Source organism: Moorena sp. SIO3A2 (assembly GCF_010672265.1).
GTDB lineage: Bacteria > Cyanobacteriota > Cyanobacteriia > Cyanobacteriales > Coleofasciculaceae > Moorena > Moorena producens.
In genome coordinates, this window is sequence record NZ_JAAHHC010000005.1 from 121,538 (window position 1) to 147,618 (window position 26,081).

Consider the following 26,081-nt stretch of genomic DNA (forward strand, 5'->3'; position numbering starts at 1 on the left):
ACCTAAATTTGCTGTCACTTAAGACCCCTGTGCCACAACCTATATCTTCTCCCCGCAAACGTTACCTACGACCATCCGTATTTTGGAGTATCCGTCAGGGCTTTCCTGGCTGGCTCAGTATCTTTCTCACCATCATTGCCTTAGTAGTACCCCTGCTAGTTTGGATCGTCCTAAGCTATGAAGAATTAGTAGACCCAAGATTCTTGCCAAGTCCGATGGTTGTCCTGAAAGCTGGCTGGAAAATGTTGACAGAAGAGCAGTTACTGACTGATATTATCGCCAGTTTTACCCGTGTGCTAGTTGGTTTTTTGTTTGCCGCAGTAGTTGGTATTCCCATTGGCATTGCCATGGGGACATTCTACAGCATGGAGAGCTTGTTTGGTACGATTGTCGGTATTGTACGCTATATGCCAGTGGCGGCGTTTATGCCCCTAATTGTTCTGTGGGCAGGGTTAGGTGAAACCGCAAAGATCCTAATTATTTTCTTAGGAATTGTCTTCTACAACGCCATAATGATTGCTGATGCTGTCAAGTTTATCCCTGATGAAATGCTGAATGTGGCTTACACCTTGGGGGCGAATCGGGTTGATGTATTATTTCGAGTGATTCTACCAGCAACTCTACCAAATATTATTGATACGATGCGGGTTAATGTTGCTGGTGCCTGGAATTTTCTGGTGATTGCGGAATTAATTGCTGCTGAAAATGGTTTGGGCTTCAAGATTATCTATTTTCAACGATTCCTAGAGACAGATAAAGTGCTCTTTTGTATTTTAGTGATTGGATTGATTGGGTTGATGCTGGATTTTGCGTTTAGGTGGCTTTTTCGATTAACTGTTCCTTGGTCGGAGCAATTTGTTGAGCGTTAAAGGTTTAAGCTTTAAGGTTGTTCGCGTAGCGTGGCCTTTTGGCCAAGGTTTAATCAGCTTGAATGTTGAATGTTGAATGTTGAATGTTGAACGTTGTTCGCGTAGCGTGGCCTTTTGGCCAAGGGTAAGCATTCAGCTGATAGCTTCAGATATTTTCCCGATTCCCGATTCCCGATTCCCGATTCCCGATTCCCGATTCCCGATTCCCGATTCCCGATTCCCGATTCCCGATTCCCGATTCCCGATTCCCGATTCCCACACTTCCCCTTCTTTTTTACAAATATCAGATGCACCCTTTTAAAATGACCAATGATCACAATTTGCCTAAGCTACAGGTGTGTGATATTTCCAAAAGTTTTCGCCAGCGACGGGAAGAATTGGTAGTGCTAAAGGATATTAATCTCAATCTTGAAGCAAATGAATTTGTGTGTATAGTTGGACCGTCTGGCTGCGGCAAATCAACCTTGCTCAACATTATCGCTGGACTAATTCCTCCTTCCAAAGGACAGGTAAAGGTAGATGGTGAGGTGGTTTTAGGTCCTGGTCGGGATCGGGGCATGGTCTTTCAGAACTATACCCTATTTCCCTGGCTAACCATTGCTGATAATATCGGTTTTGGTCTGAGGTTACAACAATTGCCTAAGGGGGAATCCCAAGAACGGATTGCTTACTATTTGGATGTAATCGGTCTAACCCGCTTTGCTAATGCCTACCCCAAACAGCTGTCAGGGGGTATGAAACAGCGAGTTGCGATCGCACGAGCGTTGGCTAATGAACCGGAAGTGCTGTTGATGGATGAGCCTTTTGGAGCCTTAGATGCCCAAACTAAGGAGGAATTGCAGGAATTCTTTCTTGGACTTTGGCAGAAGACCCATATTACGGTTTTGATGATTACCCATGATGTGGAAGAAGCGGTGTTCTTATCCGAGCGTATCTATGTGATGGGAGCTGATCCAGGTTGTATCCAGGATAAGATTATGATTGATTTGCCCACTGTTCGTACTCTGGATACAAAGCTAACCCTGGAATTTGTGGAATTGAAACGGCAGGTAATTCAGGCTTTGCGCATTTGATCTAAGCCATCAGCCATCAGCTATCAGCTATCAGCCAACGGCTGATATCAAATCCGGTTAGTACAGACAGTAAAAAATATTTCTCTTCGTCTTACTCTACGGTTGTTTGACCCTAATCCTAATCCTTTTTTTGCTTTCCGGATTTGGTATGACAGCTGACGGCTGAATGCTTACAAAAAAACTAAAAATCCTCTCCCCTGCTCCCCTGCTCTGATAACAATAGAATTTAAATCAAGACCAGCTTACTCCCTGTTTCCTGTTCCCTGTTCCCTGTTCCCTGTTCCCTGTTCCCTGTTCCCTGTTCCCTGTTCCCTTGAAAAACTAAATAATAATCAACCTTTCCTTTTGATCAGCACAGTTTCAACTAGAGTCAGGGATAGACATACTGCAATCATTAGCCGAATCCCATCCTGTACTGCGATTACTAAATAAGTAGCCATGTCTTCCTGTAGTGCTGCTGATTGATAATCTACTTTAATCAACGTTTGCTCAAACCAATTTAGAGAAGTTGGTTCTTGATGATACAGAGGGTAAGCCAAAATATCTAATAACACTACCACAAGCAATCCTGCAGTTCCTCCAATTAATAATCTTCGCAATAACCTTTGTAATAACCTTTTCCCAAATGACATGATATCTACTCCTGATGCTCCCATCTTACCTTAGTTTTTTTTAGCCAATACCTATTACCAAAAGGTATTGGTAGAAAGTTGTAAGGGCGCACAGCTATACACCCTTACTAAATTTTGACCTTTTGACTGACGAATAATCACACCCTGCAGACACAAAAATACTGACAAAACCCCTTAACGACTTAAGGCTCCATGGAGTAATCCACCAGCACCTCCACCGACAATCGGACGCCAAACTGACTTTGGATCAATGCCTCGTCGATAGCCTTGTATCCATGGTTGAGCCAATTTTATCGGTTTCCAAATGGTAGAAACTGGACTAATAATTCCTGTAACTGCACCTCCTGCTGCTGCTTGGAAAACACCATCACCTAGGGGTTTACTAGTAATAGCGTTGGATGCGACCTGAAACGCTGCTCCTGATGCAGCACCAATTCCAGCTGATGCGAGCAGTGGAACAATTGCTCCTTTAATCTGGTCTGTCTCGGTTGTTGTTTGTTCCGTAAACTCTAAATCTTCAATTTTCATTTTTATGTCTGCTTAAGGTGTTTTATTATTATTACTATTACTTCCAAAAATGTTTCGCCAGTTTGGCGTTGAAAATTGTATATAGTAAAGGGAATAGGGAACAGGGATTAGGGAGTAGGGAGTAGGGAGTAGGGAGTAGGGAGTAGGGAGTAGGGAGCAGGGAGTTGAAGGTTGTTGGCGTAGCGTGGCCGAAAGGCCAAGGTTGAAGGTTATTTTATTTAAAGTTTAAAATTTAAAGTTGAAGGTTGACAATTAACTGTTAACTGTCAACCTTCAACTGTTATGATTTTTGCTTAAATTAAGGAAAATCCAAGACTAATAATTAGTCTTGGGGAATCGATAGTAGAAGGTTAAGCGATCGCATTGTAAGCATTCAGCATTAAGCATTCAGCATTCAGCATTCAGCATTAAGCATTCAACTTTCAACTTTCAACTTTCAACTTTCAACTTTCAACTTTCAACTTATGGGCTACCCACGCTACTTGAGTGGCCATTGGCCAAGGGCTGACCACTGACCACTGACCACTGACTACTGACCACTGACGGCTGTTCGCGTAGCGTGAGCTTTTAGCTCACGGCTGAATGCTTAAATCGCATTCACAAAATTATGATAAGCGGTCTCAACCTTCTGGGCTTGGGAGGCGACATCAGCCTCTAACTGGTTCAAGCGAGCTAATTCTTGCTCCCGATTAATTTCACGAGATTCTTTTTGCTTAATTAAATTATCTAATTCAGCTTTGCGAGCTTTAATATCATCATCCATCCGCTCAGTTACTTCCTGCTCATACATATCAAAACATTCTTTGATAGCATCATAAATCGGTTGCCATTGCTCTTGTGCTACCTCAGGCAAATATTTCACCAACTCTTTTCTAGCTGCTTTCACCAATTCCTTACGAGCTTGATCGGCTTGCACGACTCCAACTCCTAATCCTAACAACGCTAGACCCACTGGTCCGAGAGCAATCCCAGAAACAGTGGTAATGATGGCACCAATTCCCATAACTGTGATGAAATTCAGTACAATATTTTTCCAATCGAAACCAGCTCCAGCCATGGCGACTCCTGCTATATTACCCCTAGCTAAGGAAAATAATCCTGCTGCCCATTTTGCCCAAGCGGGAGCGTTATCTTCTGTGGTGTAGCTGCTGACAGGTCTTACGGTTTGTCCGGTTAATTTTTGATTAATTTTATCCGTGACTTTAGTATAAGAAGCACCGTAGGTGACTGCACTGCGAGATAGCTGAGCAAAGGCAGCATCCATCTCTTTTTCAGCGGTCTTACTCCACTCTGACAATTTATCATTAATATACCGTTCAAATCCTTGTCTCAACTCTGATTCAAAGGCTTCTCGTTTCCCTGTACTCAAGAAATCCATAAATCTTAGTTCAGGTTGATAGTGTAAAAAATCTGACTCAAAGGTATTTCCTAAATTTAAAACATAGGTACGAAAGGAATCTGCGATCGCTTTCGCTTTATTATCACGAACTGTTTTAATTTCATCCTTGAATTGCTCACCAATATCCTTGAGTTTATTAAATTCTGGTTCAACGGAACTAATCCGTTCCTTCAATTCATTTAAATCTTGCTCTAGCAAGGGGATGCGACGTTCAATAGCTTCATGAACATGGTTACTCCCTTGACGGGCTAAGGGTGCATCTCATATTTGTAAAAAAGATCGGAAGTGTGGGGCCCGGGCGCGGGGCGGGGGCGCGGGGAGTGTGGGAATTTTCTCCCGAATTTTTGCCTAATTGCAAAACTGAGATGCACCCATAGAGAAGAGGAGAGAAGAGGAGAGAAGAGGAGAGAGGGGGAGTTTTTTTGTATTTAGAGATTTGGTCAGAAAGCATCGAAGGGAAATGGGGAAATGGGGAGATGGGTCGAATTATCTCGGCAATTAAAGTATAAGATAATACATATTTTGAGGGATTTAAACGGAAATGAAAGTACGTACTCGCCCCAAAGTAAAAAACCTACCCAAGTGAGGTAGGGAGTAGGGAGTAGGGAGTAGGGAACAAAAATTATCACAATTAATTAATTTAGCATTCCTATATATTTTACCAACTATTTATTGTAAAAATTAATTATAATACTATTTATTTAGTTGATGTTGAACTATTTTGGTATTGGCAATTTATAAATTTAACCTTATTGCCTTTGGCTTTTGTAATTCATTCATCATCTTTCCAAAAAATTTCGTACCCTAACCAGGCAATTCCTCCAACTATCATGACTAGAGCAAGCCAATAAGCGACTCTAATGGTTACAACAACAGCAATGACAACGGCTAAGAATTTACCGAATCTAGCTAGCTTTCTGCCCCACTTTTTTAGTTTACCTTCATTTTTTTGATGCTTATGGGTTTGATTAAATTGTAGTTCTTCTTGATAAATGTCCGTTTCAATTTCCCGGAGTCTAAGGTCTCGCTCCCGTTGCTGGAGTTCTCGTTCTCGAAGCTCAAGGTCTTTAGCTTTTTCTTCTTTGGAATTCATCGGTTTTTCCTTAGTTGACTGCAAATTTACTGGTTGACTGACAAATCTAGTCTGATGCTTCTTTAATGGCTTGACAGTAGCCACAGGGGTACCTTTATGATTAGTCTTTAGCTACTATAGCAATTCTAAATTGAGTCAATATAGCTCATAAGTATGATCAAGGCTATAGTTGTTACTATAGCGCTACGCGCAAGTCAGAAGTCAGAAGTCAGAAGTCAGAAGTCAGAAGTAACCTATGACTAAGTTTCAGAGTTTAAAAATGTCACACATCTGAATGCATAGTGCTATAAAACCTCCTTTCAATATAGTGCTGAGTAAGACTTGTCACTATTCACAACTAGAGAGGTTACAGTTGATAGGTTACAGTTATAGAGTTCCCGGACAATCTGGTCTGATTAACAGCAGGAGGTCTAATCTCCTCAGGACATACTTAGGATTGCTTGAATCACATGGAAACTGAACCATTACAGGCCAATACAACACCCTTTTTCCATGTGTCCGTATTGAGTCAGGAATTAATTGAGGGACTAGCTATCTGCCCTGGTGGTCATTACTTAGATGCCACTGTGGGTGGTGGTGGACACACTGAGTTAATTTTAGCAGCAGCACCGGATGTGGAAGTTACAGCTATTGACCGGGATGCTAATGCGATCGCAGCCGCCAAGACCAGGTTAGCCAGTTATAACGGAAGAGTTAATTTCTGGCAGGGAAATTTTGCCGAATATCAGCCTAATGATAGGGTATTTGATGGTATTATTGCGGATTTAGGCGTCAGTTCAGCTCAGCTAGATTTACCAGAGCGAGGCTTTAGTTTTCGCCATGCTGCTCAGTTAGATATGCGGATGGACCAGAGCCAGTCTCTGACGGCAAAGGATATTATTAATAATTGGGGTGAGGTACGGTTAGCGGATGTTTTTTATAAGTATGGGGAAGAACGGTTATCCCGGCGGATGGCACGGCGGATTGTGGAGAAGCGTCCGTTTCAGACAACCACTGAATTAGCCAATGCGATCGCATCTTGTGTTCCCCCGAAATACCGCTATGGCAGGATTCACCCAGCGACTCGGGTGTTTCAAGCCCTACGGATTGTGGTCAACCAGGAACTTGAGAGCCTCGAAAGCTTTCTCGACATTGCCCCCCATTGGCTGAAACCAGGGGGAAGACTTGGAATTATCAGTTTTCACAGTTTGGAAGACCGGATTGTTAAGCACAAATTCCGGGAGTTGTCAACTAATTGCTCACTATTGCGGGTGCTAACTAAAAAGCCAACTGTAGCACAAGCTGAAGAAATCCAGCATAACCCTCGTGCTCGCTCCGCTAAACTCAGATTCGCAGAGCGACTAGAGCTGAGCACTCAAGAGTGACAAGTCTAAGCTATGGATTCACTTCTCGACACTAAACGAATTGGCATGCGATCGCGGGGAAATACTGTCAAATACTGATTAACATCTTCTAGAGAATCTCGGCCATTGACGAGTTCCCAGTTAAAATGACGCAGGAGTAAAGACAACATCACCGTTGCTTCTAAAAGTGCTAGAGGTGCGCCTACACAAAAATGAGATCCTCGGGAAAATCCAAACAGGAGGGGGAGTGGCTGTTGGTCAGTTTCCTTTTGCAGCCATCGTTCTGGACGAAATTCTTCCGGTTTTGGAAACATCTCAGGATCCTGTCCCGCAGCCCAGAAAAAAGGTTCGACGCTTACATTTTTCGGCATCTTGACCCCATCCAGTTCTGTCTCTTGGGTCGTGACTAGGGGGATTCCGGTGGCCACTGGGTGGAGTCGTAAGGTTTCCTTGACCACAGCTTCTATATAGTCTAAATGTTTCAAAGTAGAAAGATTTAGCTCCCCTTCCTTCTCCCAGGCTTGATCCACAGCCTGTTGTGCGGCCTGAAAGACTCCAGGATTAAGCCCCAACTCCCCGACTGCAAAGGACATAGTATGAGCCGTAGTGTCATGACCTGCAAAGATAAAGGCTCGGGTCTCGGCCATTAGGGAGTCTTGGTCATGCTGGGGGTTTTTAGCAAATTGAACCAACATCGAATCCCGAAATGACGAACTGACTGATGGGGATTCGGCCTCAGAAGCCCTGGCCACTTGCAACGCCATCGCGACCCGAGGTTTTAAATTCTGTTGTAAATAATCTTGAGCCTGTCGGTATTCTCGCCCTTCTGACGTAGGGAGAAACTTAAACCATCGACTGCGACCTGCGGTCTGCAAAAGTACATGTTTTTCGAGAAGTGCAAGAGCTGCATACAGGCGGTTGGCATCGAAGGAGGGTTCCCCTGCAAAGTTTGAGGTTTTATCAAAGGTAACACCTAGGAAAAAGTAGGCAATGATATTCATGGTCAAGTCCACAAATAAGGGATCAACTTGAACCTCTTTGCCTGTTTGAGCCGAGCTTTGAAGTTGTGTGATGACTTGCTGACACCCCTGACGGATGAGATCGAACTTTTGAGTGAATCGACTGGCTCGGAAAGCTGGTGCTGCGGTTTGGCGACGCCACTTCCAAGCTTCACCAACCTGGTTTCCGATATGTACGCCAAACACATCTTTGTAGGCGTGATAAAAGGATGGACTGCGGGTAAATATCCCCTTAGTTTGCCCCTCTGTCAAAATGCTTTCAATCAGTTGGGGCTTTGCCACCATCACCATCGGTCTGGTGAAGATCCGTAGCAAAATCATGGAGCCGTATTGCTGCATCCATCGAAAGATTCTCAGAGAATAGGTTCCTTGTTTTGCAGCGGCAAGAAGTTCCATGGCGTTACCTGTGAGCCATTTCCCCTTGGGTGATGGCAGAGCATATATCGAGCTCAAAGCTAGCTGGCGTTGTTGCCAACGCCACAGGAGAAGGCTGATCCCTGTTCCTACAAGGAAAGCTAAAATTGTCCATGAATGCTCGAACATGCTCAAGGTTCTCCTGACTTTTACACTGCTAGCTAAATTCTACTACCGAGTTAAAGCCCTGATATTCACACAACCACTGAGTTAGGGAATACGATTGGCCTTGGCCTTTGGGCCACGCTACGCGATGAAGCGTTTCGGCAAAGCCGACGCTACGCGAACGCAAAGCGTGGCCAAAGGCCTCAGCTTCCGCTAAAAGCGAACGCATCTTATGTTCCCCCTAAATTTGGAAGACCGGATTGTTAAGCACAAATTTCGGGATTTGTCAAAGAATTGCTCACTATTGCGAGTGCTAACTAAAAAGCCAACTGTAGCACAAGCTGACGAAATCCAGTTTAACCCTCGTGCTCGTTCCGCAGCACTCAACACTGACCCACTTAGGGCTCTAATCTCGGGATGGGGCAGGTGCTAATAGTCCAGCCAAGGAACCCAAGGAACCCGTGCCAATCCCCACCAGGATATCAGGCACATCTTTACCCGCCACAGCTAGTCCGATGGCACCTGTAACAGTTACCAGCATGGTACCGCCCAAAGCAGTGACCACAATCCGGTAAATCCAACGGTCTGTTTCTAGAGGTGGACCAAGTCTACGGATAGTTTCCACTGGGTCTCTTTTGATTTCTTCCGCAAGTTCTGGATCTTTAGATACCCGTTCTACTAGTTCATTCATGGATTTAACTGGTTTCATCATCGTGAGCTTTTTGTGAATCTAAAACTTAATACAGCTCGATTGCTCTAAATTCCTGATGTTTAGGGATTAGACTTAGCGGCAGTTGTGGGGAATCGGGAATCGGGAATCGGGAGTCGGGAATCGGGAGTCGGAACCCACCCCTAACCCCTCCCAGGAGGGGAACGGGAATCGGGAATTGGGAATCGGGAATCAGGAATCGGGAATCGGGAATCGGGAATCGGGCAGAAGAATTGAGGCAAACAGTATGATAAAAGCGATGCAGCGACCTAGCCTTGTGATCCGATTACACCATCTCCGCAGTCCCTCCAGTTAAACTACTACTGATACTAAAGATCTGGCACGAGTACAAAAAAACTTAATAACGGACGTGATAACAATCAATTTCAGTACTGAAAGCGTCAAATCTTATCAATTCTCCCTACTCCCTACTCCCTATTCCCTATTCCCTATTCCCTTCACTCTATGACTGATTTACTGGAAAACCTCTACAATGCCTTTGACCCCTCCCAACCGTTACCGGCAGGGGACCCGGTTTATGTCGATTGTCGGGAAGTGCGGGGGGATGGAGAGATCCAGGTGGATTTAGGGAAAGAGATGTTGCTTTCTAAGCGAGAGACCTATCATTTATATGGAGGTCATCGGGGGGCAGGAAAATCTACAGAATTGTTCCGATTGAAGCAATATTTGGAACAAAATAACTTTTATGTGGTGTATTTTGCCGCTGATGAAGAAGATGTGGATTCCGAAGATACTCAATATACCGATATTCTGCTGGCCTGTACTCGCCATTTGCTCGAAGACCTCAAGGATAGTGCTAATCCCAGGCCGTTGCTGAACTGGCTGGAAAGCCGCTGGCAAGAGTTAAAAGATTTGGCTCTAACTGAAATAGCATTTGATGGACTAAGTGCAGAAGCAAAAATTTCTCAGTATGGCAAGCTAACTGCTAATTTAAGAGCTGTACCAACCTTGCGTCAACAGATTCGACAGAAAATTAATCCCCACACGGTTACTCTACTAAAGGCGTTGAATCAGTTTATTACAGAAGCCAAAGAAAACTTACCAGCTGGATGTACTAAATTAGCAGTGATTGCGGATAATTTAGACCGGATTGTGCCAGTTATCCAAGAGAGTAACCAAACGAATCATGAAGAAATTTTTTTAGACCGTAGTGAACAATTAAAAGGATTAAAGTGCCATATTGTCTACACAGTTCCGATTTCCATGCTGTACTCCAAGCGAACTAATGATTTGCGAGACATCTATGGTGATGCCCAGGTGTTACCGATGATTATGGTGCGAACTAAAGAGGGTAACCTCTATCAGCCTGGATTCAATAAAGTTAAAGAAGTGATTAGCAAGCGAGTCGGCCAATTTGCTCCCACTCGCTCCCTAGAAACCGATATATTTGAAAGTCCAGAAGCCTTAGAGCGCTTGTGTCTTATGAGTGGAGGTCATGTGCGGAATTTGCTATTATTAATCCAAACCGCCATTGCTCGCACCGAAACCTTACCAATTTCCCTCAGAGCAGTGCAACGATCCATTACTGATGCACGAGATACCTATCGCCGAACGGTTCAGGATGGACAATGGTCAATTTTAGCGGATGTTTACCGCTCCAAGCAGATACACAATAATGACCAGTATCGTCAGTTATTATTTAATCGCTGTTTGTTAGAGTATCAATACTTTGATGACGAAGGAGAAAGACAGTGTTGGTACGATGTTCATCCCCTGATTAAAGGGATTAAGCAATTTCAAGACGCCTATGCTCAACTAGACTCACAGCCGTAAGGTAGTTGCCTAGGGTGTGTTACCGGGCGGGCTGTTTCAACCAGGAACGAAGAGGCGGAAAATCAGGGCTAGCCCAAAAATGGTGCGTTACGGGGCGGACTATCCCAACCCTGGCTACGAGGGCAAAAATAAGGGCAAGTCCGCCCCTAACGCACCCTACGCACTCCCGATTCCCGATTCCCGTTCCCCTCCTGGGAGGGGTTAGGGGTGGGTTCCGATTCCCGATTCCCGACTCCCGACCCAAATTTAAAAAACCTACTCCCTACTCCCTGCTCCCTGCTCCCTTACAACTAATGGTAAACTTTACAGATGCGGACGAGGATTTACCTCCAGCGAGTCCAGAAGAACAATACCAAGACTTACTCCGTGCCCTCCGAAGGCGTAGAGGTTTCGGATTATTATTTGTCCGTTGTTCTCCCGTAGAAGCAGAGAAGTTGGTTAAGCAGGTTAAGCAAGATTTGCCTCAGAAAACAATAGAGGTGTTGCGCTTCGAGGAACCGATTGATAATTTATACGGCATTGTTCAGGATCGCCCCGACTGTCAGGACATCAAGGTTTTATTTATCCAAGGTCTAGAATACTCGTTTTATAAGTATGAAGAGACGAAACGTCAACAGGGATGGGATAGCGAAGCAATTTATTCCTATAGTTGGAAAGGGGTTCCTCATATATTAAATCATCTCAACCAACACAGAGAACGGTTTCGAGATGATTTTCAGATTTGTTTTGTGTTTCTCTTACGGTCATTTTCCCTGAATTATTTTATCCACCGCGCTCCCGACTTTTTTGACTGGCGTTCTGGTATGTTTGACTTTCCTAGCAAATCAGAGGAGTGTCAACAAGAAGACTGTCAGAATCAGTCTTTGAATCCTGAATACTTACGTAAAGAAATTATCGCTATTGAAAAACTGCTGGAAGCAGAGCATCAAACTCCTGAAGAGCAAGCGGATTTACTAGTTGAACTAGGAATGCTACTGGTTGCTGCCCAAGAATATGAAGACGCGATCGCTAACTTCGACCAAGCTTTGGAAATTAAACCCGATGATCACCACGCTTGGTACAGCCGGGGGGTTGCCCTATCGGTATTAGGACGTTTGGAAGCAGGGATTGATTCCTATGGCAAAGCTTTGAAAATTAAACCGGATCTCCACCAAGCTTGGTACAAGCGGGGGAATGCCCTATCGGATTTAGGACGAAATGAAGAAGCCATCGATTCCTATGACAAAGCTGTGAGAATTAAATCTGATTTCCACCAAGCTTGGTACAAGCGGGGGAATGCCCTTTTGGATTTAGGAAAAAACAAAGCAGCGATTCAATCCTATGACAAAGCTGTGAAAATTAAATCTGATTTCCACCAAGCTTGCTACAAGCGGGGTATTGCTCTATCCGAATTAGGACATTTAAAACCAGGGATTGAATCATTTGAACAAGCTTTGAAAATTAAACTGGATTTCCACCAAGCTTGGAATAGCCGGGGGGTTGCCCTATCCGAATTAGGACATTTGGAAGCAGGGATTGAATCATTTGACCAAGCTTTGAAAATTAAATCCGATGAACACGAAGCTTGGTACAACCGGGGGAATGCCCTATCCGATTTAGGACGAAATGAAGAAGCCATCGATTCCTATGACCAAGCTTTGAAATTTAAACCCGATTTCCACAAAACTTGGAACAACCGGGGGATTGCCTTATCAGATTTAGGACGAAATGAAGAAGCCATCGATTCCTATAACCAAGCTTTGAAATTTAAACCCGACCTCCACCAAGCTTGGAATAACCTGGGGCTTGTTCTATTGAATTTAGGACGAAAAAAAGCAGCGATCTATTCCTATGACCAAGCTTTGAAAATTAAACATGATGACCACCAAGCTTGGAACAACCGGGGGAATGCTTTATCGGATTTAGGACGAAATGAAGAAGCCATCGATTCCTATGACCAAGCTTTGAAAATTAAACATGATGACCAAGAAGCTTGGTACAACCGGGGGAATGCTTTATGGAAATTAGGACAAAATAAAGCAGCGATTAAATCCTATGATAAAGCTGTGAAAATTAAACCCGATTACCACCTAGCTTGGAATAACAGGGGGAATGCTCTATCGGATTTAGGACGAAAAAAAGCAGCGATTAAATCCTATGATAAAGCTTTGAAAATTAAACCCAATTACCACCTAGCTTGGAACAACCGGGGGGTTACCCTACGGAAATTAGGACAAAATGAAGCAGCGATTAAATCCTATGATAAAGCTGTGAAAATTAAACCCGATTACCACCTAGCTTGGTATAACCGGGGGGTTACCTTATTGGCATTAGGACGAAATGAAGCAGCGATTAATTCGTTTGACCAAGCTGTGAAAATTAAACCCGATTACCACCTAGCTTGGCATAACCGGGGGATTGCCCTAAGGAAATTAGGACAAAATGAAGCAGCGATTGAGTCCTATGACCAAGCTGTGAAACTTAAACCCGATCACCACCAAGCTTAGTACCACAAAGCCTGCTGTTATGCCTTACAAGGAAATGTAGACTTAGCCCTTGATAACTTGCAACAGGCCATTAATCTCAATCCTGAAGAATATCGAGAGATGGCAAAAACTGATTCATCTTTTGACACCATTCGCTCAGATCAGCGGTTTCAGCAGTTGATTAATATCAAGTCTGGGATTTTAGGGAATCGGGAGTCGGGAGTCGGGAGCCGGAAATAGGGAATAGGGAAAAAATTCTGTATACCTGATTACTATGATAAACGCTATAGCAATGGGTGTAATGGTGTTGACAACTTTAAGGAATGAAACATCGCTAATACCAATTTTAAATAAACTATTCTCTTGCTTCCCATCTCCCCATCTCCCCATCTCCCCATCTCGCCGCGCCCAGCCCTATAGCCTATTCCAGTTGCCGTTCCGAGGGTGTTATGGTGTCCATCAACCCTTCAAAGGTACCAGAATTGACGATAAAATACAACAATCCAGCAAACACTAGAAGAGCTAGAAGCATGGAACAACCGCGCATATCCTTCTCCTCCTTTAATTTATGAGCACTATCAGCATTATTCCACAAGGTTGTTACCTTAGCGGACAGGCAATTACCGTAAAAGCAACAACCCTGCGGGGTTAAAAGCGGCGGAGTTAAAGAGGTTTAAACCTAATATTTTCCGCTACTGAATTAATTATATTTAATTCTGGTCAAAAAATAAATATTTTTGTATCAATTTGTCATTAACTGTGTAACGAAGTGTGAAAACCTATCGTAAGCTATCAGCTATCAGCTAATGCGCTACTTGAAGTGCTACTTGAGGTGCTATCAGCGTCGAAGTCTGTGCCAAGCTGTTCGCGTAGCGTGGCCATAGGCCTGCATAGGTTTATTTTAAGCTGACAGCTGACAGCTGACAGCTGACGGCTTACCTAAATACTTTGCCAAAAGGTATATTAGATAACAGATTTACGGTATTAGTCACAGGATTTTTCACAAATCGATTATGATTGCTATATTACCGGTTTCACATTTAATAATTACTTAATTAAATTTTTACAGTATGGTAATTGGTGAAACCAGATAGGGCTATAAAATATAGTGTAACTAGTTATTCACTAAATAGTTAACCAGTAAATAGTTAACACTAACTATTTCAAAAATAAATCTACGACATATATGGTAAAAAATCAGCCATATGTCGTAAAAATTAGCAATTTAGTGAAACACAAACTGGTGTTTCATTAGAATTTGAGGTAATTTAATTCGACAATAAATCTAAGTGATCAACCAAAGGGGTTGATGCCATCATGGTGGTGAGCATTTAATAGTGGTATTAGTGTATTTCAGAGTGTATTTCGAGTAGTAAATGGAATTCCTTGAACTAATGAAGGGTGTTTCTCTAGAGCCAACTGACAATTCACTTAGAATTGACCTGAAGGATGCCAACTTAAGGGGTGCTGACTTAAGGGGTGCTGACTTAAGGGGTGCTGACTTAAGCAGAGCTGACCTAAGTGATGCCAATCTCAACGGTGCCTTGCTCAACGGAGCTGATTTGAGTCGTGCCTACCTCAGATGTGCGGATCTCAGTGATGCCAACCTGAGTGATGCCAACTTGATGGGTACTTATCTGAGTCGTGCTGACCTCAGTCGTGCTAACCTAGGTGGTGCCAACTTGAGTAATGCCAACCTGATTGGTAGTCGAATAGACAATACTCAGTTTAGAGATAACTCAGGAATTTGTAAGGATCTCAAGGATGACCTAAAGCGACGAGGGGCAATCTTTTTTGAGGAGTCTCCGAGTCTACGTTCTGGAATGCTTGCCTGTTCCTGACCAAGCTATGTGCAGTGCTATACCAAGTCCCAATTACCACTTAGCTCTCTCAGGGATTGTCCTTGCAGGAGGGCTAAGTTCTCGTATGGGTAGGGATAAAGCTTTGATTCTGGTCGAGGGTGTCCCCTTACTGCGCAGAGTGTGTGATGTTGCCCTAAGCTGTATTGGTCAAGTCTCGGGTCAAGTCTCAGGTCAAGTCTCAGGTCAAGTCTATATAGTCACTCCCTGGCCAGAACGATACGTGGATATCTTACCTGAGACTTGTCGTGTTATTCGGGAAGTCCCGTTACCAGAAGAGACCACACCTCATGGTCCATTGGTAGGATTTGCTCAAGGATTAGCTCATGTTGAAACAGATTGGGTACTGTTACTGGCTTGTGATTTACCCCAATTAAAAGCAGAGGTTGTGCAAGGTTGGGTCAAGCAGTTGGAGCAGACTCGGGAAAATGCGATTGACCGGTCACGCTACGCGAACGCACTATTGCCACGAAACCCCAAGGGCTGGGAACCCCTGTGCGGTTTTTACCGACGCCAGTGTCTACCGAGCCTCACTGAGTTTATCAATCAAGGGGGAAGGTCATTTCAGCGTTGGTTGGCCCAGCATCCAGTACAGGAGTTGCTAGTCAGTGACACTAGGATATTTTTTAACTGCAATACCCCTGCTGACCTAGAACAGTTGGAAATACAGGATTAAGGGGTGCGGATAAGGCCCGAAATGCCTAGTTGTTTTATAGCAATTCTGATTTGGGTGAGGTACAGATTCCTGGGTTTTAGGGAGCAGGGACTTCGGAGCAGGGAGCAGGTAAAACGGAATAGGTAAAAAAATCTGTTTACCTCATAGCTATGACAAACACCACATATAACTATTTTTTCAATAAGCTGGTGACAGGATTCGAACCCGCGGCCAGCTGATTACAAATCAGCTGCTCTACCAACTGAGCTACACCAGCAACTCTTCTTATTATAACACCTAGTATAACACCAAGCACAACAAGCAGTATAACACTAATTATAATACTAGGCATCAAATTAAGTATAACACTGATGAGGCAACCATGACTAGTGCGTCAGGATGTAGTTAAAGCTTCCAATCACCCCAAACCCAACACCCCAAACTCACACTGGTGATCAGGTGATGTGTAGCAATATTTTTTGAACGTCCTAGTCACATCCTGCCGACGCTGACCCCGACCGTTACAGCACGGGACTGATAGCTCCTCAGACCCGACCCTAGTTAACTTTCCCTCTTTCTTAGGGGGAAAGCCACCTGTCTATTGGGTGTGCAGAAAGCTTTCTATTACAATTTATGGAATAACATATAGTTTCTTTTTATTTGTGTTAATTTATGTTTATTTGGGTAAAAACCTAGAGTAAAAATTATTATTAATCCTATGGCTAAAGTAACCGTAACTCTCTATATGGAAGAAAAAGACAAAGAAGCGCTTCAACGATTGGCAGATGCCGAGGAGCGCTCCTTGTCCCAAATGGCAGTACTAATTCTCAAACGAGCGATTAAAAAAGCTCAGCAGGCAGGAGACATACCACCCAAAGACTAATGAGTGATGGGGTGAAAAGCGTAAGCTATCAGCTATCAGCGTGTCGCGTATCAGCCTATGCGCTACGGACACACTACTTGAGGTGTTTATGTGCTACAAATGGTGCTACTGTTCGCGCAGCTTGCCCGTAGCGCAATCGGTGCTTTTGAATAAAATAAGCTGTTCGGTGTAGCCTGGCCAACGGCTGACGGCTGATAGCTGACGGCTGAATGCTTAATGACAAGCAGCCTTGTTACCCCTTCACTCATTACTCTCTCTCCTTGAGGCTAGTCAACTTCGTAATCCACTGCGATGATGTCCCCTTGGATAGGTTTGATATAGTTCTGGACTACTTCCTGGTGGGCTGGGTGATCGGCATAGGTACTCAGAGCGTCGCGATTGAGCAGTTGCACTCTCAAAGCATGCTGAAATCCCTGAGACCTGAGGGGGGAAAAGTTCTCTCCACAGGAAAGTTCTACAATCTCAGGAATTTGGTCTTTCATAGCCAGGAGTCCATTCATAGCTAATGCGATCGCATCCGCTGAAGCGTCGTCTTTCCACTTGAACAAAACAATATGCTCGATCATCTTTATATTTCTATTTGGGTTGAAAAAAAAAATTGATTTAAAAAGGGAACAGGGAACGGGGAACAGGGAACAGTATATAGCGTTTGTATTTGAGTTGTTAACATACTGCCAAAGGCCAAGAGGCAATAGGCAAGAGGCAAGAGTTAATAAACTATAAGTACCTGGACATAAATAAACAAAACTGTGTTAAATTTTGTAAAGCTGCCAAAAGTCTCTCTGTTCCCTGTTCCCTATTCCCTATTCCCTATTCCCTATTCCCTCAACAAGTTCCTAAATTCCCATTACCACAGGCCAGGTGGTAAAAACAAAAACAATCACTGTACTCAGAGCCAGCAAGCCTTCAATTAAATTGCCAATCAGCGACCCTACCATAATGCCCACACTTGCTTTTAAGGCTAGCTGAGTTCGTGACGCTAGAGTCCACTCACTGCGATAGAGAAACTCCCCGATAAACGCTCCCAAAACTGGACCGATTATAATACCCAGCAGTGGTCCGCCGAAGGGCAAAGCTGGTAGGAAACCCAAAAATCCCAGTACTAATCCCACAACGGCACCAATTTGACCCCACTTAGATGCTCCCACTTGTTTCGCGCCCCAATAAGTGGCGAGGGGTTCGATGGCTGCGCTTAAGACTAAAATCACAAACAAGATCATCACCGGCCAGCCAATTCCAGCAAAATTCGTGACCATGCACCATACCGCCATCGCCATTAAAATCAAACTTGTCCCAGGTAGACCTGGAAGAGTTGCTCCCAAGACTCCCACAAGCATTAGCCCAATTAGCACCCAGTAGAGAATTGCAAGATTCATCACATTAGTAAATGTTCAGATTAAACACCGATTTCAGCATTGAATGCTCCCCCGCCTAGAGCGATCGCTTAGGTGGAGATTCTGCTCTCCCCTCTCTGCCCACACTACCCCCTCTGGCCACGCTCTTCTAAATTACCCTTAATCATTCCATAATTACCGAAAATTTTGGGTTTAAAGCCCCGTCCTTCGTTCGACGGCTTTCAATGAAAGTTTGTAAGAGATGTGCTATAATGAAAGCATAAACAATAAACTTGAAAAGTAGATAGATACTATCTAATCATAAGTAGGCAACGTAAAAAATATGTAGAGCGTACATATTGCGTAATTGGGTCTAACGACTTGAACGTCTAGGAAAAAATTAGATCAAAAAAAGTATCTATCTATATAAAAAAAAGGTACGGTGGGGTTAGAAGTTACCGTATTCAGAGGGTCGCCTTTATGGTTAGTCGGCNCCCCTAGGCTAATTAAATTCGCCACGGGTCGCACCTTTAGATGCGGACGAAAGGACTTGAACCTTCACGTCTTGCGACACTAGAACCTAAATCTAGCGCGTCTACCAATTCCGCCACGTCCGCTTACCTTGCGATTTATATCATAGCATAAATTATAGCTTTTATTGCAACTGCTGGGGAAAATTTTCCCAAATCCCGGTTAAAAACCCCCTTTATCATCTACACCTCAACTTTCACCCCGCCCCGGAAGGCAACATACCCTTCAATTGGTTTCGCCTTCTCCTTGGTACTGGGGTAATACCAGGCTGCATCCTTATTTTCTTTACCATTCACAACTATGGTATAATAGTTAGCTTGACCTTTCCAAGAACAGGTTGTGTGGGTACTACTTTCCTTGAACAATTTCGCGACGCATTCCCCCACCTAGTTCAGGTGGGGGTTAAGGAGCGCTAGGATATTTGACTTCTTCCCCAACGCTCTATAAACTCTCCAACACTAGTACCTGATTCCTTTGCAGACACTTGCAACCATTTCCACACAGTATCGGTAAGCATGATAGTATGTGGTTTTTTTAGCTCGTCGTAATGGACGGGAACACCTCTGATCCTTTTCTTATTTTCCTTGTCTGTATTTGACATTCCTAGAATACACGTATATACTAAGGATATAGTAGCAAAGGAACTGATTAAAACGACAACCAAGGTAATTCGCACAGATAAATGGACTCTTAACCCGACGACTGAGCAGCGCGTACTGCTAAGTGAAACGGTAAGAGTCTATCGTCGTGCTTGCCGGTACTTGGTTGGAATAATTTACACTCATTGGGGCGAATTGGGGAATCTAACAGCAGATCACTTAACTCCAGCTGTCGAACGGTTAATGCACGAAACTGCTAAACGACCCAACATAAAGTATCCCCAATTCAATAAAACTTTTTACAAGTTTCCTAGTTATTACCGTAGAGCCGCTATAGCCTTTGCGGCTGGACAGGTTAGTAGTTTCGTCACCAGATATGGAGAATGGCAATCTGGGAATCGAAAAAGGAAGGACAGTAACCCACCAAAGCTAAATGCTGACACTGGGTGCTATCCTGCCTTGTATAAAGGACAATGCTATAAATTACATGGTTTCGACCAAGTAGAACTCAAAGTTTTTGATGGCAAAAACTGGGTCTGGACTATAGTTCAGATCACCGGATTGAGAGAAAGGCATCAGGTAGCTACAAATAAAATGATGTCACCTTCGTTGATCATCAAGGATAGGTACTGTCATCTCTCTGTTCCTTTTGCCTGTAAGCCAGAAAAACGAAACCCAGAAACTAATGTAACGGCGGTAGACTTGGGTCTAAACACTACGGCTACCGTAGCAGTCGTAACTCATGACGGCACTGTAATTCATCGTGATTTCATTCACCTTGGAAGAGACATAGACCGCAGAGACAAGCGACTAAAGTCCGTATCCAAAAGAGCCTCAAAAACGATGGGTAGAGGAGGGAAACTACACAAAGGGTTTTGCTCTAACACTTATCAAAAGTGCAAAAGAATCAACAATCAAATTAGCCATATTGTTTCTAAGCGCATTGTAGGGATTGCGGAGAAATTTAATTCTGAAGCAATTGTCTTTGAGAATCTTAAAGGCTGGAAACCAAAAGGTGGACGAAAGCGATCTAATCTAAAGCAACGATTCCACGGATGGCTTAAAGCAAAAATCCGCGATTTTACGGAGACAAAATGGGCTGAGTTAGGCGGAAAAGTAATAGATGTTGTTGCGGCCTATACTTCAAAATTAGCTTTTGATGGCTCTGGTACGGTAAAACGAAATAAAAAAAACTACTCTCTGGCCACATTCCCTTCAGGTAAGCAGTTTAATGCAGACTTAAATGGGGCTTACAATATCGGGGCCAGAGGCGTGCTTAAACTCACTCGCAGAAATGACAGTGAGGGTCGCTCCAGTAAAAAACCTGGACGACCGCCTAGAAGCTGGGCTTGCCTATGTGACTTGTGGACTAGTGGTAGTTCCAAATTAGCATAGGACACCCCCACCTCGGTGATAACCAGGTGGGGTGAGCTTCATATACTGCTTGTTGATGGAGTCGCGGGGAAAGTATTGATTGCCTTCCACCACCACACATTCGTCGCTCTCGGCTAGTAACGCTCCGTTCCAGATTGCTTTTGGCATGGTTTACTTACTTGTGGTTGACCTACTTAATTGAATACTATTTCTAAGTTGACTAGGTCAACAGCATTGAAGTGCAAATGGTGTTTCTTGACCGTTGACCCTAAACTGTGACCTTCAAAAGCATTGAGAACTGCTATAGTAAGCATTCAGCCGTGAGCCATTCGCGTAGCGTGGCCATAGGTCAAGGCTCACGCTACTTGAGGTGCTGTCAGCCGTCAGCTTATTTTATTCAAAAGCTGTTCGCACCTTAAGTAGCGTCGTCAAAGCCCAAAGCTTACCTCTTTTATTCAAAAGCACCTCAAGTAGGGTGCGCATCAGCTGATCGCTGATCGCTGATCGCTGATCGCTGATCGCTGATCGCTGATCGCTGAACACTGACCTGCCATAGATGATAATCGCAATTGAAGGCTAGAATCCAGTCAGGAATAGTTGCCAATCCACCTCAGCCAAATCCATAGTTTGGTTAATTGCTCGCATCCTATTCCGAGGAGCCCACTAGTAAACTATTATAACTGGAGACCGCAAGTCAATATGTCTTTCACTGCTAGTGTCATTTCAGCAAAAGAATGGGGAGCTAAACCCCCAAAAAAATGGCCAGATACTACTAGACCACGATATATTATTATTCACCATACTGCTACTCCCAATGCCCCGAATGATCTATCCAAAGGAACCTTATGGGGCTCCAGAAGTTTGGCTAGGAGTATTCAAAAATCCCACATGGACGGCTTTGGCTGGGATGATTCAGGTCACAACTTTTTGAATACCACCGGTGGATATTTACTCGAAGGTAGACAGAGTTCCTTATCAGCGATTAAAAAAGGACGTTCTGTCAGCTCTGCTCATGCTGGTAGTACCCTAGGTAACCAGTCACCGGGAATTGAAAATGAAGGCACCTTTATCAGCTACCGGATGAATGCCAAACAATGGAAAAGTTTGGTAGATTTATGTGTTTCGATTTGCAAAACTACCAAGATTAGCCCAGATAATATTAAAGGACATCGAGACTTTTCACCAACCCAATGTCCTGGGGATTGGTTATACAGTCAATTGCCTCGGTTGCGCCGAGAAGTTCGTCAGCGCCTTGGCTCCTCAGTTGAAGACTATCTCAGAGAAGGAGACACTGGTCTGAAAGTCAAAGAGCTACAGCAATCCCTCCAAACTCAAGGGTTTAGTCCCGGTCCAGTTGATGGCATTTTTGGTCCTGCTACCACCAAAGCAGTGATTTCCTTTCAGAAGTTTGAGGGACTCAATCCCAATGGATTAGTGGGATCAAAGACCTGGGACGCACTGAAAAGTTCTTCTAAACCATCAGAGAAATCTCCTTCTGAACCAGGTAACAAGAAGAGCCAGCCTGTGGTTATCGTGAACACCTACAAGTATTATCGTGGCTTACCTCACCAAAAACAAGCGATTGAGTGGCTACAAAAACAACTACCAAAAGAAGTCTTGGAAGAGTTTTCAGAAAGATGGCGTAGTGATAAACCCTCATCTGCCTATCTTCCTTTAATTGAAGGAGCAGTTGGCTCAGAAGTAGAGGAACTACAGCAGCGGCTCCAAACCCAAGGATTTTATGCTGGTGCAACGGATGGGGATTTTGGCTCTCGGACAAAAGCTGCGGTGATTGCTTATCAGAAAGCGAAAGGATTATATGCTGATGGGATTGTGGGTTCTATAACTTGGTCTACTTTGAATCTTGACTAATGGTAATCGGTAATTTTGAATTGGTAATTGCTAGTTTACGATGACCCATTAATCATTAATCTATACAAGTTATTTTTTTTATAAAGGAGGCTAACAAAGTATTTTGTTAGCCTCCTTTATCTAGGGATAAAACCAGTTAACTTGAAGCTATTTTTTTATGCCTATAGACAGAATTAAACGTAACTATGTTACTGGTTACGTTTATTAACGTTGATAAAACTCTTTATGTGAACCGTTTACCCTTGTCTAATATAGCACTACGCATTAAAGTTAGGATATTGATACAAGCAGCAAAAGCTGTTGTAGTCAACTTTTTCCTCTTGCCTCTTGTCTCTTGCCTTGCGCGTAGCGCTATACCTGATCTTAACAGTCAAGTTTAATTGTATATAACTACTTGAATCGAATATTTCTGATCTTATCGATCTATTCGGAAAACAGGTTGGTACTGTCGCAGACACGACCTCTGCCAGATATATGAATCAACAGCCAGTCAAGTTGATTGAATTTGAGCAGGTGGAAGATGCATACGAAGCTCTCAAAGCGGGGCAAGTGCAGGCTTTAGTTTATGATTCACCAACGTTACTTTACCAAACGTCACAAAACGGAGAATACCAGATTGTAGGTGAGTTGTTTGCTGAACAAGACTACGGCATAGTTTTGCCTCAAGGTAGTCATTATCGTGAGTCAATCAACCGAATTATTTTGCAATTACAGGAAGACGGAGAACTCACCAACCTAGAGCAAAAGTGGTTTCTTTCTAACCAGTAAGATTAGGTATGCTTAATCACGTACAATAGGGTCGATTCCATGCATAGTAATTGGTAATTGGCCATTGGTAATTGGTAATTGGTAACGTGACACAAGAGATACAGCTTCAAATTGAAACAATTGATGAAAAATCCCTGCACCTAAGGACAGTCAAGGCTTTGGGACGAGCACACGCAACCACTCTTGGTCATTTTCCTGAAGGAGCTTTTGATCAACACGCACTCAGTCGTCAAATACTTGTGGCTCTTACTCCTGAAAAAAAGTGTACCGGTTATTTGTTATACCGGAAGGTGCGTAGACATAATATCATCGTTATTGTTCATCTGTGCATCGAGCCATCATGGCGTGGTAAGGGGATTGCTAGAAAGCTGGTTAATTATCTAAGTCAGAACACTCAGGACTTTTACGGCATTAAACTCAAATGCCGTCGTGATTATGAATTACATAAAATGTGGTCTCACTTAGACTTTGTTCCTTTGGCTGAAAAACCCGGAAGGAGCAAGGATGGAAAACTACTTACCGTTTGGTGGCGCGATCACGACCATCCTACCCTATTTTCTACGGTTGCTACCCAAAAACTTGAGTCTAAATTATGTGCAGTCATTGATACCAGCGTGTTTTTTGACTTGCAAGGAGATGAAGCTAGGTCAAAGGCCGAATCCGACTCTCTACTAGCTGATTGGTTACAGCCTGATTTGGAGTTATGTATAACTAATGAAATATTTAAGGTCATCAATACTATTGATGATACTAAACAAAGGAATAGTAAACGCCAGTTAGCCGATACCTTTACTCAACTCCCCTACAATCAGAAAGACTTTGAAACAGCTTGTCGGTCTCTAACCAAGGTTTTGTTATCAACTCAGGTAACTATCAATGAATCTCAACAGCGTCAGTTAGCTATAGCCATAGCTTCAGATGCACCATTTTTTTTGACTCGTAATTCGCAAATACTAGCGTTCGCAGATGCTATCAATGAAGAATTTAACTTATCAATCCTTAGTCCTACTAGTTTAATTGTTAAGCTAGATTACCTTCACGAATATATTAACTATCAGCCTGTACGCTTAGCAGGCACAGGTATCACTAGACAAGTTGTTCATAAATTAGATCAGGTACCTTTCTTGAGTCAAAGGTTTTTGATTGCTGCTAAGGGAGAAAAACTTAGTGATTTTCAAGGAAGACTGGGCTATATTATTGCTAATCCCGATAAATTTAATTGTTATATTATTCTGCAGTCAAAAAATACTCCCAAAAACAATACTCCCCTAGCTTTAATTGCGTATCATACCGATAAAACTCATGAGTTAAAGGTGCCAATTTTTCGGGTTAGATCAGGTCATCTTGAAGAAACAATAGCGCGTTACTTAATTTTTTGGTTTATATCCCTGTCAGTAAGTAAAAATATGCCATTTACACGAATTACTGAACCTTATTTGAATCAAACTATTCTTAGCGCTATTCAAGATGATGCTTTTTTTAAAGTTAAGGATGGTTATTTAAATGCCAATCTTGCGGTTGCGGTTACGGCGACAGAATTATCCGACTATCTCACTAATTTAGCTAATCTAAGTCCGGATTATAATTTTTGTCTAAAAATTGCTGAAACCCTCAAAACTGATAATTTAACCAAAGCGGTAAAAACAACTATAGACGTTGAACGCATACTGTGGCCAGCAAAAATTATTGATGCTGACCTTCCTACTATAATCATTCCTATTCAAGCAGAATGGGCAAAGGAATTATTCGATGAAGACTTAGCTAACCAGCTCCTATTGAGATCGAAAACTGATCTGGCGCTAAAACGTGAACTTGTCTATTATCGAAGCCATAGAAGTAATGGTGGCTTAAAACCAGGGGTTGTTGGTAGAATTCTTTGGTATGTAAGCTATAATAAAAACTATTGTGGCACAGGACAGGTAAGAGCTTGCTCTAGACTTGATGAAGTAGTCGTCAACAAACCTAAAAATCTCCATCAACAGTTTCGCAGATTGGGTGTATATGAATTAGAAGATTTAATGAAGCTTACCAAAAATGATCCTAATAAAAAGCTGATGGCCCTTCGATTTAGTAATACTGAACTGTTTAAAAATCCTATAAATTTGGCTGAAATTAAAGAAATACTTGGTAAGCGTGTAACAGTTCAATCACCGTTGCGGATTGATCAGGAACAATTTACAATGATATATAGAGAAGGCACCCAAAATAAGTAGTGTTAACAATGCCCAATGTGTTGTTATTATCAATTCGTCCTAAATATGCTAGTCAATTATTCAATGGAACCAAAAAAATTGAACTTCGTCGGGTGCGTCCTCGATTAGAAGCAGGGGATATTGTTGTGGTTTATGTCTCCGCTCCAGATAAGGTTTTATCGGGTTTTTTTGAAGTGGAAGACGTTATTCAAGACCGCCCGGATAACCTTTGGTATAAAGTAAAAGACAATGCTGGGATAGAAAAAAAAGATTTTAATGAGTATTATGAGGAAGCCGCCGTCGGTTATGGGATCTGCTTAAAACTCATAGAACATTTTGAGCCACCAGTAACCTTACAAGATTTGAGAGCAAAATGGGCTAACTTTAGACCTCCACAATCTTATCATTACTTAACGACTAGGGAATTTGAGTATCTTAAGTCTATTGTAGAGGATAAAATGGAAATTAGGTCAGAGCATTATATCAATTAGCTAAATCTTTGCTAAGAATAGATTTGGGAATGGGTCATGGAGAATCGATAATGGATAATAGCAATGCAATAACCCATGAA

28 protein-coding genes, 2 tRNA genes and 4 pseudogenes are annotated in these 26,081 nt (G+C 43.0%); 17 read left to right on the plus strand and 17 right to left on the minus strand.

Going from position 1 to position 26,081, the window contains the following annotated elements:
- Positions 1-29: 29 nt before the first annotated feature.
- The 3 genes from F6K64_RS06650 (at position 30) to F6K64_RS06660 (ending at position 1,942) form a co-directional block, all read left to right on the plus strand.
- A complete protein-coding gene (locus tag F6K64_RS06650; RefSeq protein WP_008191747.1) occupies positions 30-869 on the plus strand; it encodes an ABC transporter permease in 840 nt (279 codons plus the stop codon).
- Positions 870-945: 76 nt separating this feature from the next.
- Positions 946-1,170, plus strand: coding sequence for a hypothetical protein (locus F6K64_RS06655; RefSeq protein ID WP_154659997.1), 225 nt, complete (start codon positions 946-948; stop codon positions 1,168-1,170).
- 1 nt (position 1,171) lies between these two features.
- Positions 1,172-1,942, plus strand: coding sequence for an ABC transporter ATP-binding protein (locus F6K64_RS06660; protein ID WP_287265109.1), 771 nt, complete (start codon positions 1,172-1,174; stop codon positions 1,940-1,942).
- 332 nt (positions 1,943-2,274) lie between these two features.
- Here the strand turns inward: F6K64_RS06660 and F6K64_RS06665 are convergent, their stop codons facing one another.
- The 4 genes and pseudogenes from F6K64_RS06665 to F6K64_RS06680 all read right to left on the minus strand — a co-directional run bounded on the left by F6K64_RS06665 (position 2,275) and on the right by F6K64_RS06680 (position 5,594).
- Complete coding sequence (locus F6K64_RS06665) at positions 2,275-2,574, minus strand: hypothetical protein (protein ID WP_287252577.1); 300 nt, start codon at positions 2,572-2,574, stop codon at positions 2,275-2,277.
- 174 nt (positions 2,575-2,748) lie between these two features.
- Positions 2,749-3,102 (minus strand): hypothetical protein, encoded by a 354-nt coding sequence (locus tag F6K64_RS06670; protein WP_287252575.1) that lies wholly within the window; start codon positions 3,100-3,102, stop codon positions 2,749-2,751.
- A gap of 586 nt (positions 3,103-3,688) precedes the next feature.
- Positions 3,689-4,753, minus strand: a pseudogene (locus tag F6K64_RS06675) (dynamin family protein); the annotation flags it as partial.
- A 520-nt stretch (positions 4,754-5,273) separates the two neighbouring features.
- Positions 5,274-5,594 carry a hypothetical protein gene (locus F6K64_RS06680; RefSeq protein WP_044495860.1) on the minus strand — a complete coding sequence of 107 codons (321 nt, stop codon included), beginning with the start codon at positions 5,592-5,594 and terminating at the stop codon, positions 5,274-5,276.
- A gap of 449 nt (positions 5,595-6,043) precedes the next feature.
- Here F6K64_RS06680 and rsmH point away from each other — a divergent pair, with 449 nt between their 5' ends.
- Positions 6,044-6,958: a 16S rRNA (cytosine(1402)-N(4))-methyltransferase RsmH gene (gene rsmH / locus F6K64_RS06685; RefSeq protein WP_287265111.1), complete on the plus strand. Its 915-nt coding sequence runs from the start codon at positions 6,044-6,046 to the stop codon at positions 6,956-6,958.
- Between the two features lie 5 nt (positions 6,959-6,963).
- Here the strand turns inward: rsmH and F6K64_RS06690 are convergent, their stop codons facing one another.
- Positions 6,964-8,499, minus strand: coding sequence for a cytochrome P450 (locus F6K64_RS06690; RefSeq protein ID WP_008191731.1), 1,536 nt, complete (start codon positions 8,497-8,499; stop codon positions 6,964-6,966).
- 28 nt (positions 8,500-8,527) lie between these two features.
- Entirely contained in the window at positions 8,528-8,704 is a 177-nt protein-coding gene (locus tag F6K64_RS06695; protein WP_287252570.1) for a hypothetical protein, read from the minus strand.
- A gap of 3 nt (positions 8,705-8,707) precedes the next feature.
- Here F6K64_RS06695 and mraW point away from each other — a divergent pair, with 3 nt between their 5' ends.
- Positions 8,708-8,908 carry a 16S rRNA (cytosine(1402)-N(4))-methyltransferase gene (gene mraW / locus F6K64_RS06700; protein WP_071986993.1) on the plus strand — a complete coding sequence of 67 codons (201 nt, stop codon included), beginning with the start codon at positions 8,708-8,710 and terminating at the stop codon, positions 8,906-8,908.
- On the opposite strand, the gene F6K64_RS06705 is transcribed toward mraW, so the two are convergent.
- The gene (locus F6K64_RS06705; protein WP_131827025.1) at positions 8,882-9,187 is read right to left on the minus strand and encodes a hypothetical protein; all 306 of its coding nucleotides are present in this window, start codon (positions 9,185-9,187) and stop codon (positions 8,882-8,884) included. The two genes, mraW and F6K64_RS06705, sit on opposite strands and share 27 nt — an antisense overlap.
- A gap of 82 nt (positions 9,188-9,269) precedes the next feature.
- On the opposite strand from F6K64_RS06705, the gene F6K64_RS06710 reads away from it, so the two are divergent.
- The 4 genes and pseudogenes from F6K64_RS06710 to F6K64_RS06725 all read left to right on the plus strand — a co-directional run.
- On the plus strand, positions 9,270-9,500 hold the full coding sequence (locus F6K64_RS06710) for a hypothetical protein (protein ID WP_287265113.1): 231 nt from the start codon (positions 9,270-9,272) through the stop codon (positions 9,498-9,500).
- A gap of 149 nt (positions 9,501-9,649) precedes the next feature.
- Positions 9,650-10,978, plus strand: coding sequence for a P-loop NTPase family protein (locus tag F6K64_RS06715; RefSeq protein ID WP_287265114.1), 1,329 nt, complete (start codon positions 9,650-9,652; stop codon positions 10,976-10,978).
- A gap of 14 nt (positions 10,979-10,992) precedes the next feature.
- Positions 10,993-13,464 (plus strand): tetratricopeptide repeat protein, encoded by a 2,472-nt coding sequence (locus F6K64_RS06720; protein ID WP_287265115.1) that lies wholly within the window; start codon positions 10,993-10,995, stop codon positions 13,462-13,464.
- Positions 13,465-13,476: 12 nt separating this feature from the next.
- Positions 13,477-13,683: pseudogene (locus F6K64_RS06725) on the plus strand (tetratricopeptide repeat protein); the annotation flags it as partial.
- On the opposite strand, the gene F6K64_RS06730 reads toward F6K64_RS06725, so the two are convergent.
- Complete coding sequence (locus F6K64_RS06730) at positions 13,645-13,833, minus strand: hypothetical protein (protein WP_287255905.1); 189 nt, start codon at positions 13,831-13,833, stop codon at positions 13,645-13,647. The pseudogene F6K64_RS06725 and the gene F6K64_RS06730 overlap by 39 nt on opposite strands.
- 31 nt (positions 13,834-13,864) lie before the next feature.
- Positions 13,865-13,990 carry a hypothetical protein gene (locus tag F6K64_RS06735; RefSeq protein ID WP_267873693.1) on the minus strand — a complete coding sequence of 42 codons (126 nt, stop codon included), beginning with the start codon at positions 13,988-13,990 and terminating at the stop codon, positions 13,865-13,867.
- 829 nt (positions 13,991-14,819) lie between these two features.
- On the opposite strand from F6K64_RS06735, the gene F6K64_RS06740 reads away from it, so the two are divergent.
- Positions 14,820-15,284 (plus strand): pentapeptide repeat-containing protein, encoded by a 465-nt coding sequence (locus F6K64_RS06740; RefSeq protein ID WP_008191720.1) that lies wholly within the window; start codon positions 14,820-14,822, stop codon positions 15,282-15,284.
- 7 nt (positions 15,285-15,291) lie between these two features.
- A complete protein-coding gene (locus F6K64_RS06745; protein WP_287265231.1) occupies positions 15,292-15,978 on the plus strand; it encodes a molybdenum cofactor guanylyltransferase in 687 nt (228 codons plus the stop codon).
- 183 nt (positions 15,979-16,161) lie between these two features.
- On the opposite strand, the gene F6K64_RS06750 is transcribed toward F6K64_RS06745, so the two are convergent.
- Positions 16,162-16,234: transfer RNA gene (locus F6K64_RS06750), tRNA-Thr, on the minus strand.
- Positions 16,235-16,675: 441 nt separating this feature from the next.
- On the opposite strand from F6K64_RS06750, the gene F6K64_RS06755 reads away from it, so the two are divergent.
- Positions 16,676-16,840 (plus strand): ribbon-helix-helix domain-containing protein, encoded by a 165-nt coding sequence (locus F6K64_RS06755; protein WP_083373549.1) that lies wholly within the window; start codon positions 16,676-16,678, stop codon positions 16,838-16,840.
- A gap of 73 nt (positions 16,841-16,913) precedes the next feature.
- Here the strand turns inward: F6K64_RS06755 and F6K64_RS06760 are convergent, their stop codons facing one another.
- From F6K64_RS06760 to F6K64_RS06780, 5 genes and pseudogenes are all read right to left on the minus strand, one after another.
- Positions 16,914-17,063: a hypothetical protein gene (locus F6K64_RS06760; RefSeq protein WP_193431381.1), complete on the minus strand. Its 150-nt coding sequence runs from the start codon at positions 17,061-17,063 to the stop codon at positions 16,914-16,916.
- Positions 17,064-17,106: 43 nt separating this feature from the next.
- Positions 17,107-17,406 carry a Dabb family protein gene (locus F6K64_RS06765; RefSeq protein ID WP_071102789.1) on the minus strand — a complete coding sequence of 100 codons (300 nt, stop codon included), beginning with the start codon at positions 17,404-17,406 and terminating at the stop codon, positions 17,107-17,109.
- A 270-nt stretch (positions 17,407-17,676) separates the two neighbouring features.
- Positions 17,677-18,216, minus strand: a complete 540-nt coding sequence (locus F6K64_RS06770) for a DUF456 domain-containing protein (protein WP_008190633.1) — start codon at positions 18,214-18,216, stop codon at positions 17,677-17,679.
- A gap of 493 nt (positions 18,217-18,709) precedes the next feature.
- Positions 18,710-18,791: transfer RNA gene (locus F6K64_RS06775), tRNA-Leu, on the minus strand.
- Between the two features lie 96 nt (positions 18,792-18,887).
- Positions 18,888-19,067 (minus strand): annotated as a pseudogene (locus F6K64_RS06780) (DUF427 domain-containing protein); the annotation flags it as partial.
- Positions 19,068-19,352: 285 nt separating this feature from the next.
- On the opposite strand from F6K64_RS06780, the gene F6K64_RS06785 reads away from it, so the two are divergent.
- Complete coding sequence (locus F6K64_RS06785) at positions 19,353-20,699, plus strand: IS200/IS605 family accessory protein TnpB-related protein (protein ID WP_502708033.1); 1,347 nt, start codon at positions 19,353-19,355, stop codon at positions 20,697-20,699.
- A gap of 36 nt (positions 20,700-20,735) precedes the next feature.
- Here F6K64_RS06785 and F6K64_RS06790 read toward each other — a convergent pair.
- Positions 20,736-20,846: pseudogene (locus F6K64_RS06790) on the minus strand (DUF427 domain-containing protein); the annotation flags it as partial.
- 225 nt (positions 20,847-21,071) lie between these two features.
- Positions 21,072-21,221 carry a hypothetical protein gene (locus F6K64_RS06795; protein ID WP_287265118.1) on the minus strand — a complete coding sequence of 50 codons (150 nt, stop codon included), beginning with the start codon at positions 21,219-21,221 and terminating at the stop codon, positions 21,072-21,074.
- A 156-nt stretch (positions 21,222-21,377) separates the two neighbouring features.
- Here F6K64_RS06795 and F6K64_RS06800 point away from each other — a divergent pair, with 156 nt between their 5' ends.
- From F6K64_RS06800 to F6K64_RS06815, 4 genes are all read left to right on the plus strand, one after another.
- Positions 21,378-22,550 carry a peptidoglycan recognition protein family protein gene (locus F6K64_RS06800; protein WP_071105964.1) on the plus strand — a complete coding sequence of 391 codons (1,173 nt, stop codon included), beginning with the start codon at positions 21,378-21,380 and terminating at the stop codon, positions 22,548-22,550.
- Between the two features lie 474 nt (positions 22,551-23,024).
- On the plus strand, positions 23,025-23,318 hold the full coding sequence (locus F6K64_RS06805; RefSeq protein ID WP_071105965.1) for a type 2 periplasmic-binding domain-containing protein: 294 nt from the start codon (positions 23,025-23,027) through the stop codon (positions 23,316-23,318).
- Between the two features lie 86 nt (positions 23,319-23,404).
- Positions 23,405-25,531, plus strand: a complete 2,127-nt coding sequence (locus F6K64_RS06810; protein WP_287265119.1) for a GNAT family N-acetyltransferase — start codon at positions 23,405-23,407, stop codon at positions 25,529-25,531.
- Positions 25,532-25,539: 8 nt separating this feature from the next.
- A complete protein-coding gene (locus F6K64_RS06815; protein WP_008187820.1) occupies positions 25,540-26,001 on the plus strand; it encodes an ASCH domain-containing protein in 462 nt (153 codons plus the stop codon).
- Positions 26,002-26,081 lie beyond the last annotated feature (80 nt).

Excerpts from the sequence above, each read along its gene's own strand:
- F6K64_RS06665 (WP_287252577.1), bottom strand. The coding sequence starts at position 2,574 with ATGTCATTTGGGAAAAGGTTATTACAAAGGTTATTGCGAAGATTATTA.
- F6K64_RS06660 (WP_287265109.1), top strand. The coding sequence starts at position 1,172 with ATGACCAATGATCACAATTTGCCTAAGCTACAGGTGTGTGATATTTCC.
- F6K64_RS06800 (WP_071105964.1), top strand. The coding sequence starts at position 21,378 with ATGTCTTTCACTGCTAGTGTCATTTCAGCAAAAGAATGGGGAGCTAAA.
- F6K64_RS06705 (WP_131827025.1), bottom strand. The coding sequence starts at position 9,187 with ATGATGAAACCAGTTAAATCCATGAATGAACTAGTAGAACGGGTATCT.
- F6K64_RS06655 (WP_154659997.1), top strand. The coding sequence starts at position 946 with ATGTTGAATGTTGAACGTTGTTCGCGTAGCGTGGCCTTTTGGCCAAGG.
- F6K64_RS06680 (WP_044495860.1), bottom strand. The coding sequence starts at position 5,594 with ATGAATTCCAAAGAAGAAAAAGCTAAAGACCTTGAGCTTCGAGAACGA.
- F6K64_RS06690 (WP_008191731.1), bottom strand. The coding sequence starts at position 8,499 with ATGTTCGAGCATTCATGGACAATTTTAGCTTTCCTTGTAGGAACAGGG.
- F6K64_RS06670 (WP_287252575.1), bottom strand. The coding sequence starts at position 3,102 with ATGAAAATTGAAGATTTAGAGTTTACGGAACAAACAACAACCGAGACA.
- F6K64_RS06765 (WP_071102789.1), bottom strand. The coding sequence starts at position 17,406 with ATGATCGAGCATATTGTTTTGTTCAAGTGGAAAGACGACGCTTCAGCG.
- F6K64_RS06805 (WP_071105965.1), top strand. The coding sequence starts at position 23,025 with ATGAATCAACAGCCAGTCAAGTTGATTGAATTTGAGCAGGTGGAAGAT.
- F6K64_RS06745 (WP_287265231.1), top strand. The coding sequence starts at position 15,292 with ATGTGCAGTGCTATACCAAGTCCCAATTACCACTTAGCTCTCTCAGGG.
- rsmH (WP_287265111.1), top strand. The coding sequence starts at position 6,044 with ATGGAAACTGAACCATTACAGGCCAATACAACACCCTTTTTCCATGTG.
- F6K64_RS06695 (WP_287252570.1), bottom strand. The coding sequence starts at position 8,704 with ATGCGTTCGCTTTTAGCGGAAGCTGAGGCCTTTGGCCACGCTTTGCGT.
- F6K64_RS06740 (WP_008191720.1), top strand. The coding sequence starts at position 14,820 with ATGGAATTCCTTGAACTAATGAAGGGTGTTTCTCTAGAGCCAACTGAC.
- F6K64_RS06715 (WP_287265114.1), top strand. The coding sequence starts at position 9,650 with ATGACTGATTTACTGGAAAACCTCTACAATGCCTTTGACCCCTCCCAA.
- mraW (WP_071986993.1), top strand. The coding sequence starts at position 8,708 with ATGTTCCCCCTAAATTTGGAAGACCGGATTGTTAAGCACAAATTTCGG.
- F6K64_RS06735 (WP_267873693.1), bottom strand. The coding sequence starts at position 13,990 with ATGCGCGGTTGTTCCATGCTTCTAGCTCTTCTAGTGTTTGCTGGATTG.
- F6K64_RS06815 (WP_008187820.1), top strand. The coding sequence starts at position 25,540 with ATGCCCAATGTGTTGTTATTATCAATTCGTCCTAAATATGCTAGTCAA.
- F6K64_RS06755 (WP_083373549.1), top strand. The coding sequence starts at position 16,676 with ATGGCTAAAGTAACCGTAACTCTCTATATGGAAGAAAAAGACAAAGAA.
- F6K64_RS06770 (WP_008190633.1), bottom strand. The coding sequence starts at position 18,216 with ATGAATCTTGCAATTCTCTACTGGGTGCTAATTGGGCTAATGCTTGTG.
- F6K64_RS06730 (WP_287255905.1), bottom strand. The coding sequence starts at position 13,833 with ATGGGGAGATGGGGAGATGGGAAGCAAGAGAATAGTTTATTTAAAATT.